Source organism: Pseudomonas sp. TE9122, from assembly GCF_056278925.1.
In genome coordinates this window covers 5,477,771-5,491,348 of sequence record NZ_JBWBQI010000001.1, presented here as the reverse complement: position 1 = coordinate 5,491,348, position 13,578 = coordinate 5,477,771, and the positions used below count along the sequence as shown (strand labels likewise).

Annotated in this window: 11 protein-coding genes; 9 read left to right on the top strand and 2 right to left on the bottom strand. The window is 60.6% G+C overall.

The window, feature by feature from the left end; genetic code table 11:
- The first annotated feature begins 12 nt into the window (after window positions 1–12).
- The 4 genes from ACZ9BE_RS24840 to ACZ9BE_RS24825 all read left to right on the top strand — a co-directional run bounded on the left by ACZ9BE_RS24840 (window position 13) and on the right by ACZ9BE_RS24825 (window position 5,476).
- A complete protein-coding gene (locus ACZ9BE_RS24840; protein WP_024014985.1) occupies window positions 13–891 on the top strand; it encodes an endonuclease/exonuclease/phosphatase family protein in 879 nt (292 codons plus the stop codon).
- Window positions 888–2,903 carry a GGDEF domain-containing protein gene (locus ACZ9BE_RS24835; RefSeq protein ID WP_476250041.1) on the top strand — a complete coding sequence of 672 codons (2,016 nt, stop codon included), beginning with the start codon at window positions 888–890 and terminating at the stop codon, window positions 2,901–2,903. Before ACZ9BE_RS24840 ends, ACZ9BE_RS24835 begins: the two co-directional genes overlap by 4 nt.
- Before the next feature lie 101 nt (window positions 2,904–3,004).
- Entirely contained in the window at window positions 3,005–3,787 is a 783-nt protein-coding gene (locus ACZ9BE_RS24830; RefSeq protein WP_476250040.1) for an N-acetylmuramoyl-L-alanine amidase, read from the top strand.
- Between the two features lie 75 nt (window positions 3,788–3,862).
- Window positions 3,863–5,476, top strand: coding sequence for an EAL domain-containing protein (locus tag ACZ9BE_RS24825; RefSeq protein WP_252868539.1), 1,614 nt, complete (start codon window positions 3,863–3,865; stop codon window positions 5,474–5,476).
- On the opposite strand, the gene ACZ9BE_RS24820 is transcribed toward ACZ9BE_RS24825, so the two are convergent.
- Window positions 5,473–7,263: an ATP-binding protein gene (locus tag ACZ9BE_RS24820; RefSeq protein ID WP_056791205.1), complete on the bottom strand. Its 1,791-nt coding sequence runs from the start codon at window positions 7,261–7,263 to the stop codon at window positions 5,473–5,475. The two genes, ACZ9BE_RS24825 and ACZ9BE_RS24820, sit on opposite strands and share 4 nt — an antisense overlap.
- Window positions 7,264–7,273: 10 nt before the next feature.
- A complete protein-coding gene (algB, locus tag ACZ9BE_RS24815) occupies window positions 7,274–8,620 on the bottom strand; it encodes a sigma-54-dependent response regulator transcription factor AlgB (RefSeq protein ID WP_024014980.1) in 1,347 nt (448 codons plus the stop codon).
- Between the two features lie 428 nt (window positions 8,621–9,048).
- Between algB and ACZ9BE_RS24810 the strand changes: the two genes are divergently transcribed.
- The 5 genes from ACZ9BE_RS24810 to ACZ9BE_RS24790 all read left to right on the top strand — a co-directional run bounded on the left by ACZ9BE_RS24810 (window position 9,049) and on the right by ACZ9BE_RS24790 (window position 13,533).
- Window positions 9,049–9,333, top strand: coding sequence for a hypothetical protein (locus ACZ9BE_RS24810; protein WP_024014979.1), 285 nt, complete (start codon window positions 9,049–9,051; stop codon window positions 9,331–9,333).
- 74 nt (window positions 9,334–9,407) lie between these two features.
- Entirely contained in the window at window positions 9,408–9,572 is a 165-nt protein-coding gene (locus ACZ9BE_RS24805; protein ID WP_003177151.1) for a DUF1328 domain-containing protein, read from the top strand.
- Between the two features lie 2 nt (window positions 9,573–9,574).
- Entirely contained in the window at window positions 9,575–10,039 is a 465-nt protein-coding gene (locus tag ACZ9BE_RS24800; RefSeq protein ID WP_016772356.1) for an inhibitor of vertebrate lysozyme family protein, read from the top strand.
- Between the two features lie 716 nt (window positions 10,040–10,755).
- A complete protein-coding gene (gltP, locus tag ACZ9BE_RS24795) occupies window positions 10,756–12,087 on the top strand; it encodes a glutamate/aspartate:proton symporter GltP (protein WP_039757150.1) in 1,332 nt (443 codons plus the stop codon).
- 216 nt (window positions 12,088–12,303) lie between these two features.
- The gene (locus ACZ9BE_RS24790) at window positions 12,304–13,533 is read left to right on the top strand and encodes a nucleoside recognition domain-containing protein (RefSeq protein WP_071173947.1); all 1,230 of its coding nucleotides are present in this window, start codon (window positions 12,304–12,306) and stop codon (window positions 13,531–13,533) included.
- Window positions 13,534–13,578: the final 45 nt, after the last annotated feature.

The window sequence follows — 13,578 nt, the reverse complement described above, 5'->3', positions numbered from 1 at the left end:
GCGGCATTCGCCATGCGCCGCTGGAAGTCCGAACGCATCGTTGGCCTGCATGATCCGCAGGTCAACGAGCATCATCTGGCGTCTACGGGCCTGCCCGCAGACCAGCGTCTGCGCTTGCTCAGTTTCAACATTCAGGTCGGCATCAGCACCGAGCGCTATCGGCATTACCTGACCCGCAGCTGGCAGCATCTGCTGCCGCACACCGGGCGTTCCGGCAATCTGCAGAAGATCGGTGACCTGCTCGGCGACTTCGATCTGGTCGCGCTGCAGGAAGCCGATGGCGGCAGCCTGCGTTCGGGCTACGTCAATCAGGTCGAACATCTGGCCCATCTCGGCGCCTTTCCCTACTGGTATCAACAACTCAATCGCAACCTCGGTCGACTGGCCCAGCACAGCAATGGCGTGCTCAGTCGCCTGAAGCCGTGGGCGATCGAGGATCATCCGCTGCCCGGCCCGAAAGGTCGCGGCGCGATCCTGCTGCGTTTCGGCGAAGGTCCGGAAGCGCTGGTGGTGGTAATGATGCACCTGGCCCTCGGCGCGCGGACGCGCAGCCTGCAACTGGCCTACATTCGTGATTTGATCAGCGGTTACAAGCATCAGGTGCTGATGGGCGACATGAATACCCATGCCAGCGACCTGCTCGAACACTCGCCGTTACGCGATCTCGGCCTGCTGGCCCCGCAGGTGGAAGCGACCTTCCCCAGCTGGCGCCCACAGCGTTGCCTTGATCATATTCTGCTCAGCCCGACCCTGACCCTGGAAAAGGTCGAGGTGCTGGCCCAGCCCATTTCCGATCACCTGCCGGTCGCGGTGGAAATTCGTCTGCCGGGTTCGCTCACGGCCGACGCATTGCCCGCGTTGAGCCCTGCCCCTCGCGGAACCTGTGAATGAGCGACGACGCCCAGCGCTGGAAAGAGAAGTACCTCAAGAGCATCGAACAGCAGGACAAGCTCGAACGCCGCTGGGCCGCGCGACTGGACCTGCTGCGGCGCGGTCTGGTGCGCAGCACGCTGGCGGCCGAGGGCACCGACAAGGTCGTCGATCAGTGCATGAAAGAAATGCGCGAAGTCGTGCGCACCGATGACATGGACGCCGGCCTCGCGGCCCTGCTGCCGCGTCTGGAAAAAGCCGTGCTCGACTCCGAGCAGCGCCGTGAGACCCGCATTGATCAGGTCAGCACCGCGCTGACCGCGCTGGTCACCCAGTTGCAGGCTTTGCCGCTGCCGCGCGAAGTCGCGCAACCGCTGAAGAAATTCGCCAAACAACTGGACAGCCGCGTCGGTCAGGCGCGGGAAATGCCACTGCTGCTGAGCGAACTCAGTGGCTTGCAGGGCAAGGCCTTGAGTCAGTTGGAAACGCCTGCCGAGCCGGGTCGGCCGGGGTTGTTGCAGCGTTTGTTTGGTAGTCGCGACGGTGAAGAAGCCGTTGCACCGGCGGCCGACATACCAGCAACACCAGTGCCGCAGCCGGTCGAAGCCAGGCAGCCTGAACCGGAGCCTGCGCAATCGGCACCGGTGGCCAACGCGGAGCCAGCGATCGCAGCGCCCGCGACCATCATCGAAACGCCCGCCCAGACCCCGCCTGATGTGCCGCAAGTCGTTGCGTTCGCTGCGCCTGTGGTCGTCGTTGAAGCCGAGCTAGCGCAAGTTGAACCCGCCGCGGACGCCGAGATGACCGTCGCTGCGCCAGCAACCGAGGCGTTCAACCCCGATGAATTGATCCACCCCGGCGATCCCTCGCCGCTGATCCTCGATAGCCTGCCCCTGCCCGAACCGATTGCTCAAGCCTTGGCCGCCATCGACCCGGAGCAGTCGGAACACGACATCCTCTTCGCTCTGCCGGATTCCCCGGAGCCGTCCTACAGCTCCGTGGCCAGACACATCGAAGACACGCTGATCGGCCTGCTCGATGACCTGACCCTGCCCGAGCGTCACCGGCCGCAAGCCGAAGCCATGCGCGAACGGCTCAAACACGGGTTGAACTGGTACGAACTGCTGCCGATCCTCGACGATCTTGCAACTTTGATGCTGGCGATTACCGATAGCGGTCAGCACGAATTCGAAGCCTATCTGCAACAGCTCAACGAACGCCTTGAAGCGTTCCAGAGCAACCTGCAAGCGGCCAGCGAAGGGCATGCCGACAACAGCTCGGCGGCGCGGGCCATGGACACGCAGATTCGCGAGCAGGTCGACGGCTTGCAGAGCAGCGTCCAGCAAGCAGCCGACCTCGATGACCTCAAGCATGTGCTGGAGAATCATCTGGAAGGCCTGCTGGGAACGATGGATCAGCACCAGAAGCAGCGCGACGCCCGCGAGCAGGAAGTCGCCGCCAGGCTGAAGAGCCTGTCGGAGCGGGTCGCGCATATGGAGCAGGAAGCCTTGGGTTTCCGCGAACACCTTGAGGAACAGCGGCAGAAAGCCCTGATCGATCCGTTGACCGGCCTGCCCAACCGCGCGGCGTGGAGCGAACGCCTGGAGCATGAAATCCAGCAATGGCAGCAGCACGGCAACACCCTCAGCCTGGCCATGCTCGACCTCGATCACTTCAAGCGGATCAACGACAGCTACGGCCACCTGGCGGGCGACAAAGTCCTGAAGATCATCGCCACGGTGTTGCGCAAACGCCTGCGCGGCTCGGATTTCATCGCCCGTTTCGGCGGTGAAGAGTTCGTGCTGTTGCTGCCGGCGACGCCACCAGCGGTTGGCGCGAAACTGCTGGAAACCCTGCGCGCGGCGATCGAAGCCTGCCCGTTTCATTTCAAGGGCGAGCGAGTGACTATCACCATTTCCATGGGACTCGCGTCATTCCGGGTGGGAGAACACAGCGATCTTGTGTTGAAAAGAGCCGATCAGGCGCTGTATAGGGCAAAAAACGCCGGACGCAACCGAGTGGAGCTCGGCTAAGGCAATTGTTCCATTTTGTTTAATTCCGCCCGCTGGCGAACGCTGGCCAAACCGGTACGTTACACTGTTGCATTACTGTCTTCTGCGTATTGTCCTCTGCCATGAAATTCTTTGCCCTTGTTGCCTCGCTGTTCGTCCTCGCTGGTTGCGCCAGCGGCCCGCGTTACGACACCAGCCACCCTTCGGCCAATTACGACAGCCGCATCCAGTTTGTCGTGGTGCATTACACCTCGGCGTCGCTGGAGCGTTCGCTGCAATTGCTGACCCATGGCGACGTCAGCAGCCATTACCTGATCGGCGATGACAACAACGCCACAATCTACAAGCTGATGGACGAAAACCAACGGGCCTGGCACGCCGGCGAAAGTCAGTGGCAGGGCCGTACCTGGCTGAACTCCAGTTCCATCGGCATCGAAATCGTCAATCCCGGCTACAAGGACACACCGACCGGGCGCCTGTGGTATCCGTACAGCGAAGCGCAGATCCAGTCGTTGATCACCCTGCTCAAGGACATCAGCAAACGCAACGGCATCAGCCCGCGGCACATCATCGGTCACAGCGACATCGCGCCGTTGCGCAAGCTTGATCCGGGGCCACTGTTCCCCTGGAAACGTCTCGCCGCCGAAGGTCTTGGCCTGTGGCCGAACGAGCAAGCGGTGGCGCGTCAGCAGGCGGTGTTCAACAGCAACCCGTTGCCGGAGATCGGTTGGTTCCAGGCGCAACTCGCGCGTCTGGGTTACGACACACCGCAGACCGGCGAGCTGGACATCGCCACGCGGCATGTCCTCGCCGCGTTCCAGATGCATTACCGCCCTGCTCGCTTCGACGGGACGCCGGATGCGCAAACCGCAGCACTTCTTCTGGTCCTCAATCAGACAAAATAATGACGCCCGCCCGACGGTCAGGGCGAAATCGCAATCAGCAGCTATAACTCATGGTAATTCTTCGGAAAATCCTTGATGGCTGCGACCCGAGAGACGCTGCGTAGCTGGTTTTATCGCCCTGTTTTTTTGGCGATGATCGCGGCTGTCCTCAGCGCCAGCCTGTTGATCGCCGGCGGTATGTTCGCGGCGATACGCCAGATGGAAGTGCGCGAGAGCCAGGAAATGAACGCCCAGGGCGAGCGTTTCCTCGCTCGCCTCGAACAATTGTTCGGCCAGTTGCGCGAAAGTCTCGACGATCTTGAAGCCCAGCCCTTGCGTGGCTGCGACGAAGAAATGATCGCGACTCTGCAGCAAGTCACCTTCAACTACCGCTTCGTCTATGAAGCGGCATATATGGACGCTTCGCGATTCTGCTCCAACCGTCCGCGCCAGGAAGGTCTGTCGTTGGTGCGCGCGCCGGACATTCAGGGCCCGACCTACAGCTATTGGCTGAATACCACCACCGAACCCGATGAAAACCGCGCGGCACTGATGCTCGGGCGCGGTAACTTCCGTGTCGCTACCTCGCGCGGACATTTGACCGACATGGTCGATCTGTCGCCCGGCAGCAGCCTGCTGGTGGTACTCGATCACGGCACTCGCGCGATCCCGGTGCTCGGCACCGCACAGACCTGGCCACCGACCGAACCCTGGCCACCGAAGAGCCGTGATGCGCTGCAAGTCACACAAACGCGGCTGATCTATCGCATGCCCACCGACAACCCGGAATATCAATTGGTGCTGATCACGCCGCGCACGGGCATGCACGTCCCGGCTGTGTGGTGGTGGCTGTTGCCGGTGTGCCTGATCGCCGGCGCCGTTGTCGGCTTTCTGACCTTGCTGCTGGTGCGTCAGCGCCAGTCACTGGATGCCGAGCTGCACGGAGCGATCCGCCGGGGTGAGTTGCAGGTGCTGTATCAGCCGATCTTCGACCTCGACAGCCGCCACTGCGTCGGCGCCGAAGCGCTGCTGCGCTGGCGGCGCCCGGACGGCACCCTGACCAGCCCCGACCTGTTCATTCCCATGGCCGAGAACACCGGGCAGATCCGGCAGATGACCGACTTCGTGTTGCAGCGTCTGCTCGAACAACTGGGCCAGTTACTGCGCGCCAATCCGCAGCTGTATATCTCGGTGAACCTCGCGGCCTGCGATGTCATGGTGCCGCGCATCGGCCAGGTCATGGCGCGGCTGCTGGCGCTGCACCGTGTCGCCGCGCGGCAGATAGCCTTCGAAGTGACCGAACGCGGTCTGATCGATGTAGTGGTGGCGCGGGAAAACCTGCAAGCCTTGCGCGACGTTGGCCATCAGGTGCTGATCGATGATTTCGGCACCGGCTATTGCAGCCTTGCCTATCTGCAGACCTTGCCGGTGGACTGCCTGAAGATCGACAAGGCGTTCATCGATGCGCTGGGCCATGACGCGGCGAGCAGCGGCGTCGCTCCGCACATCATTCACATGGCGCAGGCGCTGGATCTGAAAGTGATTGCCGAAGGCATCGAGCTGGAATCCCAGGCAGCGCTGCTCAGCAGTGAGGGGGTCAAGTTCGGTCAGGGCTGGCTGTTCGCCCACGCCTTGAGCGCCGTGCAATTCATCGAACTGATCACCCGAGGTCGACGCCTGGCCGGGCGGCGTATGGACGACGAGGCTTAAACGGCCAGCGCCATGTAGAACTGGGTGCCCTGCCCAGGCCGCGAGTAGACGCCCATGCGCCCGCCGTGCAACTGGACGATTTCCTTGCACAGCGCCAGGCCGAGCCCGGCGCCGCCCTTCTTGCGCCCGACCTGCACGAACGGCTCGAAAATCCGCCCCTGCTGGCCGTAGGCAATGCCTTCGCCATTGTCTTCGACGCTGATGATCACCCGCTCGCCATGGCGGCGCGCCTGCAGACGGATCTGGCCGTCGCGGGCGGTATGGCGCAGGGCGTTGTCGATCAGATTGTCGAGGACTCGATCGAGTTGCGCCTGATCAGCCTGCAACCTCGGCAGCGGGCCTTGAATCTCGACGTTCAGCGCAACACCTTTGGCCGCAGCCACGTCGGCAAAGCGCAGCTGCGCCTGCTCCAGCAGGTCCTCAATGGAACATGGCGCCAAGGTGAGTTTCTGTAGACCGTTCTGGTAGCGCGAGAAATTCAGCAAGTCGTTGATCAATTGCATCAGCCGCTGCATTTCTTCGTTGACCGTATCCAGCAGGTCAGCTTCGCGCGATTCCGCCGGGAACTTGGCCCGCTCGCGAAACAGCCCGAAAGCCATGTGCATGCCGGTGACCGGCGTGCGCAGCTCGTGGGAAGCGCGCAAGACAAACTCACTGCGCACGCGCTCGAACGCGCGTTGCTCGGTGACGTCGTGCAGCACCATCACCGCACCGAGAATATGCCCTTGGGTATGACTGACCGGCGTCAGGCTGTAAGTCAGCAGGCGCGATTCGCCATCGACTTCGATGCTCAGATCTTCCGGCGCCCGCTCCAGCGTGCCGCCGCGCAGGACCAATTGCAGTTGCGCATCCAGTTCCGGGCGGCCGAGCGCGGTGCCCAAGCCTTGGCCCAGTCGATCGTCTTCCCAGCCCAACTGGCGCTGAGCAACAGGGTTGAGGTGCTCGAGCTGGCCCTGGCGATCAATCATCAACAAACCGTCGTCGATACTATCGAGCACCGCTTGCAAGCGCTGCTGGCCGGCCAACAGTTCGTCGACATTCATCGCCTGGTGTTCGCGCAACGCCTCGGCCATCAGGCCGAAGCGTCGCGACAGCAGGTTGACTTCCATGGCCGTGGAAATCGGCAGAGTCACGTCATAGTTGCCCTGGCCGATGTTGTCGGCAGCCTTGGCCAGCGCTTCGATCGGTGCGCCGAAGCGCCGAGCAATGCCCTGCGCCGTGACAAAACCGATGATCAGCACTGCCAGCCCGACCAGGCCAAGCAGCCCGGCTATCAGCAGGGCGCGTTCGCGAGCGGCGTGCTGCACCTCATTGATACTGTCCAGCGCGTGCTTGTGCTCAGCAATCAACCCATTACGCAGGATATTGAAGCGCTCGCGGAAATCCGCGCTGGTGCTGGCGTTCTTTGCCGCTTCGGCGGTGACGTCGAATGAGGCGAGGAAGTTCAGGTAATCGGCCTTGGCCTGGCGGAAACCGTAAGGCTGGCCATCGCCCTCCTGCTGCTGGGCGATGCCTTGGTCGAGCAACTCGAAGTAGTGCTGCTTGGACGCTTCGAACGCGACGGGGTCGGGCTTCTCGGCGAGCATGATGATCAATTGATCACCGAGGGTCTGGCGCAGCTTGAGGCCCAGATCCAGAGTGACAAAGTTGCTGCGCACCAGCGCTTCCTGCGACCCGGCCATCTGCATCACGCTGACCAGCCCGAGCAAGAGCCCGAGCAAGGCCACGGTGATCAACGCAGAAATGCTCAGGAACAGGCGCGTGCGCAGCTTGATCGCCAGTTTCATCGCGCAGTGCTCACAGGTTGTACTGCTTGCGTTTGCGATACAGGGTCGAGGCGTCGATGCCGAGGGTTTTCGCCGCTTGATCCAGAGTGCCGGCGGTGGCCAGAACCGCGCCGATGTGCGCTTTCTCCAGCTCGTCCAGGCTCAGTGCCGCGCCGACCCGTGGCGCGTTGTTGGCCGGTTGTTCGGCCATGCCCAGATGGCTGATTTCCACGCGTTCCTGCGGGCAGATGATGCTTGCTCGCTCGACCACGTTGCGCAGTTCGCGAATGTTGCCCGGCCAGCGATAACCGAGCAATGCTTCGCGCGCCTCATCGCTGAAGCCGCGCGCCGGACGCGCGTACTCTTTGACGAAGCGTGCGAGGAAGCGATCGGCGAGGGTCAGGATGTCTTCGGCGCGCTCGCGCAATGGCGGCAGATGCAGGGTGATGACGTTGAGGCGATAGAGCAGGTCTTCGCGGAAGCGGCCGTCGCGGACCATGTCTTCGAGATTGAGGTTGGTGGCGGCGAGGATGCGCACATCGGCGCGGCGAGTGACCGGGTCGCCGACCCGCTCGTACTCCTTGTCCTGAATGAAGCGCAGCAACTTGGGTTGCAGAGTCAGAGGAAAGTCGCCGATCTCGTCGAGAAACAGCGTGCCGCCATCAGCCTGATTAACACGCCCCAAGGTGCTTTCACTGGCACCGGTAAACGCGCCACGACTATGGCCGAACAGCTCGCTTTCCATCAACTCGGCAGTCAGCGACGGGCAGTTGATGGTGACGCAGGACTTCTTCTCGCGCTTGCTCCAGCCGTGGATCGCACGGGCCAGTTCACCTTTACCCGTACCGGACTCGCCAAGGATAAGAATGTTGGCGTCGGTGCTTGCGACCTGCCGTGCGGTTTCCAGCACGACTTTCATCGCCGGGCTGTGGGAATCGAGACCGTCTTTCGGTTTGCGGATCTCGCCTTCCAGCGCTTCAAGGCGCGCAGAGAGCTGGCGCACTTCCAGCTGCTTGGCGGTGGCCAGGCGCAGTTGATCAGGGCTGCACGGCTTGACCAGATAATCGGCGGCGCCAGCCTGGATGGCATCAACCGCAGTGTCGACCGCCGAATGGGCGGTGACGATCACTACGCGCATCCACGGCGCCTGAATGCGCATCTGTGCAAGGACGTCGAGACCGTTGTCCTCGCCCAGACGCAAATCAAGGAAGCACAGATCGAAGACCTGACGTTGCAGCAAAGCATCGGCCTGAGCTGCGCTATTGGCGGTGGCTACCGTATAGCCTTCGTCTTCGAGGCAATAACGAAACGTACGCAGGATGGCGGATTCATCGTCCACCAGCAGAATGCGGCCTTGTTGCTCAGTGGCAGATTCCATTTTTCCTACGCTCCATAGTGATTAGTCTTGGGTTAGTCCCGGAAAAATCGGGCAAGTTGCATGGTTGATTCTGAACGATACCAGCCATAGGAGGGTAGCTCTCTACTGCCATAACGGCCAATTCATTGATTTCGTTGAGTTTTAAAACATTCGGCGTTTTGCAGGGCAGATCCTGCGTCCTCTTCTGACATCTGCGTACCGGTAGCAATTCCATATCATCGAAATTTCCCACGAAATAATCGTGCATTGCGCACGACCGCAGAAGAGCCATCGTGCAGGATGCGTCGCAGGAAATTTCCGAAGAGTACGTAACTTATTGTTTTTATTGATAATTTCTGACATCAAAAAACTGGCATGCAGGCTGCAATACCTCACTCAGCCCGGGCAGAACAGCACTGCCCCAACAGAACAAGCGTGAGGAACACAGGATGACTCGCCCAATCGCCGCCCAAGTACGTATTTCGCCACTGCAGATCCAGCAAGGTCTGTTCGGTGTACTGGCGTTGCTGATCACCCTGATCGTCTGCCAGCAGTACATGAGCTGGGAAAACAGCCGTAAACCCGAGCCATTGATTTCGATGCAGCACAGCACTCAGACGCACTTCAGTGCCGTGAGCAGCAGCCAGGCTGAAAACGCTTCGATGCACATGATCGATGTCGACCAGGCGCAACCGCTGGATCAATTGCCACGGGAAGAGCGCTGGGTTTTCTAAGTCAGTGAATACATTCGGGCGCGTAGCGCCGGAAACCGGAAACACCCCTAAATAGAGAAGTAAGGAGAATCACCATGTTGAGCTGGGCAATTACATTCTTGATCATTGCCATCATCGCCGCCGTTCTGGGCTTCGGTGGTATCGCGGGCACCGCCACGGGTATCGCCAAGATTCTCTTTGTCGTGTTCCTGGTGATGTTCATCGCTTCCTTCTTCTTTGGCCGTCGCGGCCGAGGTTAACGATGATCGGTCTCAAGACATTGGCCGCCGCCCTGCTTCTGGGCGGCAGTGCCATGGCCATGGCGGCCAATGATGGCCAGACTCGGGTCAACGAACTGCTCGCCTCCGACGCGCAGTACCGTGAAACCTGGGAAGGCGTGATCAAAAAGGAAGAGCGCGTACCGGAATGGGTAATCAACCTGTCCGGCACCTCCGAACAACAGATGCACGCCGTTACGGAAGATGGTGATCAGTATCTGGTCGGCCCGCTCTGCGAGAGTCAGGACAAGTGCCTGAATCACCGGTTGATCGTGGCCTTCAGCTTCGACAAGGATGACGCCTACGCCATGCTGGTCGATGTGCCGGAAGGTCTGCCACAGGACAAGTCGCCGACGCGCCACGCGACTTATCGCTTCTTCGGCAAACCTGATCAGGGCATGCAGGATCTGCTGATGGAAACCCTGAAGAAAGATCCGAAGTGGTACTGACGCAGGACGCGCAAAGGTTTCGAACACGAAAGCAGCGCCCTGCTGCTTTCCATTGCGCCGCCCGATGAGGGTCGGTGCATGACCAGGGGGCCGGGACGTTCTGACTGATGCAGAGTCGGAGTGACCTACGGGTACAGGGAGTACCTGCGCAAGGGCCGGGGCAGGGTAAAAGCTGCGCCGCAGGTTCGTCGACCCGATGGTCTGATGAATCTGCGCTGGGCTTTGAATCAGCTAAACCATTGATCCAGCGCGCCAATCCCCTTCTTAGAATCGTCGACACTGTGCGGAAAAACATTTCGCGGTGTTTCCTGACGACCGTATATCGACAAAGATCGCGCTCGATTCGTGTGACTCCTAGTCTTTCGATTTGGAGTTTTTCTGGAAATTTCCGCCAATTCCCGCTGTACAAAATTTGACCGCCCTAAGCTGTAATGGCCGGTTCACGGCACTTATGCCGGCTGAAATGTCACAATCGAACCGCTTGGGACGCCAGTTTCAATTGAAAAAACTCATGCCGATTCGGCATAGGGTAGGCGTTTACGGCATTAGACGGCGCCACCTTGCATCGGAATAGTTGCGCCTTTTTTCGCCTGCCGAAGAGCCGTAAACACGCGCTTCGGGGCACCTTATACGGAGGCAGATGCACAGACTTTTCCGCTGATGAGCGTTCCAGTTCCTGCATGTGCCTGAGTCAAACGCAAGTAAGGGTAAAGATAATGAAGAAGGCAAAAATCAGCCTCGCCTGGCAGATCCTCATCGGTCTGGTTCTGGGGATTGCACTGGGTGCGTTGCTCAACCACTTCAGCGCCGAGAAGGCCTGGTGGATCAGCAACGTCCTGCAACCGGCAGGCGATATCTTTATCCGTCTGATCAAGATGATCGTGATCCCGATCGTCATTTCCTCGCTGATCGTCGGCATCGCTGGCGTCGGCGACGCCAAGAAACTCGGGCGTATCGGCCTAAAGACCATCATCTATTTCGAGATCGTCACCACCATCGCCATCGTTGTCGGTCTGGTGCTGGCCAACGTGTTCCATCCGGGCACCGGCATCGACATGAGCACTCTGGGCACGGTCGACATTTCGAAGTACCAGGCGACCGCCGCCGAAGTGCAGCATGAACATGCATTCATCGAAACCATCCTCAACCTGATCCCGTCGAACATCTTCGCGGCCATGGCTCGCGGCGAAATGCTGCCGATCATCTTCTTCTCCGTGCTGTTCGGTCTCGGCCTGTCGAGCCTGCAGTCGGACCTGCGCGAGCCGCTGGTAAAGATGTTCCAGGGCGTTTCGGAAAGCATGTTCAAAGTCACCCACATGATCATGAACTACGCTCCGATTGGCGTATTCGCACTGATCGCGGTGACCGTCGCCAATTTCGGCTTCGCTTCGCTGTTGCCGCTGGCAAAACTGGTGATTCTGGTTTACGTCGCCATCGCCTTCTTCGCCTTCGTCGTGCTGGGCCTGATCGCCAAGCTGTTCGGCTTCTCGGTGCTCAAGCTGATGCGCATCTTCAAGGATGAGCTGGTGCTGGCCTACTCCACCGCTTCCTCGGAAACCGTGCTGCCACGTGTCATCGAGAAGATGGAAGCCTACGGCGCGCCGAAAGCCATCTGCAGCTTCGTGGTACCGACCGGTTACTCGTTCAACCTCGACGGCTCGACCCTGTACCAGTCGATCGCGGCGATCTTCATTGCCCAGCTGTACGGCATTGACCTGTCGATCAGCCAGCAACTGCTGCTGGTGTTGACGCTGATGGTCACCTCCAAAGGCATCGCCGGCGTACCGGGTGTGTCCTTCGTGGTGCTGCTGGCCACTCTGGGCAGCGTTGGCATCCCGCTCGAAGGCCTGGCGTTCATCGCTGGTGTCGATCGCATCATGGACATGGCGCGTACTGCACTGAACGTGATCGGTAATGCCTTGGCAGTGCTGGTTATCGCGCGCTGGGAAGGCATGTACGACGACGCCAAGGGCGAGCGTTACTGGAATTCCCTGCCGCACTGGCGCAGCAAGGAAAAACTGCCGGCTGGCGAGATTTCCAAGAACTGACACCCCCCTGTAGGAGCTGGCGCAGGCTGCGATCTTTTGATCTTGCTTTTAAAAAACAAAATCAAAAGATCGCAGCCTTCGGCAGCTCCTACAGTAGATTGAGGCCACCCAGTAAATCGGGGGGCGGCAGATCCATACGAACCCTGGAGAAATCCGGGGTTTGTCGTTTCTGGTGACCCCGCTATCATTCGCCGCATTCTTCGGGGGATTTGACTGATGCTTAATGGCCTGTGGCTTGGCTTCTTCATCGTGGCAGCCGTGTCGGCGCTGGCGCAGTGGCTGATCGGCGGCAACGCCGGGATCTTTGCGGCGATGGTGGAAAGCATTTTCGCCATGGCCAAGCTGTCGGTCGAAGTCATGGTGCTGCTGTTCGGCACCCTCACCCTGTGGCTGGGCTTTCTGCGCATCGCCGAAAAGGCCGGGATCGTCGAGTGGCTGGCCAAGGTGCTCGGTCCGCTGTTTCTGCGGCTGATGCCGGAAGTCCCGGCCGGCCACCCTGCCCTTGGCCTGATCACGCTGAACTTCGCCGCCAACGGTCTGGGCCTGGACAACGCCGCCACGCCGATCGGCCTCAAGGCCATGAAAGCGCTGCAGGAGCTGAACCCCAGCGCCACCATCGCCAGCAACGCGCAGATCCTGTTTCTGGTGCTCAATGCCTCGTCGCTGACCCTGCTGCCCGTGACCATCTTCATGTACCGCGCCCAGCAAGGCGCGCCGGATCCGACGCTGGTGTTCCTGCCGATTCTGCTGGCGACCAGTTGCTCGACCATCGTCGGCTTCCTCTCCGTTGCCTTCATGCAACGCCTGCGCATCTGGGACCCGGTGGTGCTCGCCTATCTGCTGCCCGGCGCGCTGATTCTCGGCGGCTTCATGGCCCTGCTCGGCACACTATCTGCTACGGCGCTGGCGGGATTGTCGTCGATCCTCGGCAATCTCACGTTGTTCGGCTTGATCATGCTTTTTTTGCTGATCGGCGCGCTGCGCAAGGTCAAGGTGTACGAGGCGTTCGTCGAAGGCGCGAAAGAGGGCTTCGATGTGGCGAAGAACCTCTTGCCGTATCTGGTGGCGATGCTCTGTGCGGTTGGCGTGTTGCGCGCCTCTGGTGCGCTGGATTTCGGCCTGGACGGTATTCGTCATCTGGTCGAGTGGGCCGGCTGGGACACGCGCTTCGTCGATGCGCTGCCGACGGCGATGGTCAAACCGTTTTCCGGCAGCGCCGCGCGGGCGATGCTCATCGAGACCATGCAGACCTCCGGCGTCGACAGCTTCCCGGCGCTGGTCGCGGCGACGGTGCAGGGCAGTACCGAAACCACGTTCTATGTGCTGGCGGTGTACTTCGGCGCGGTAGGGATTCAGCGCGCACGGCATGCGGTGGGGTGTGCGTTGCTGGCGGAGTTTGCTGGTGTGGTGGGCGCTATCGGGGTCTGCTACTGGTTCTTTGGTTGAGCAAAATTCCCATGTGGGAGCGAGCCTGCTCGCGAAGACGGAGTG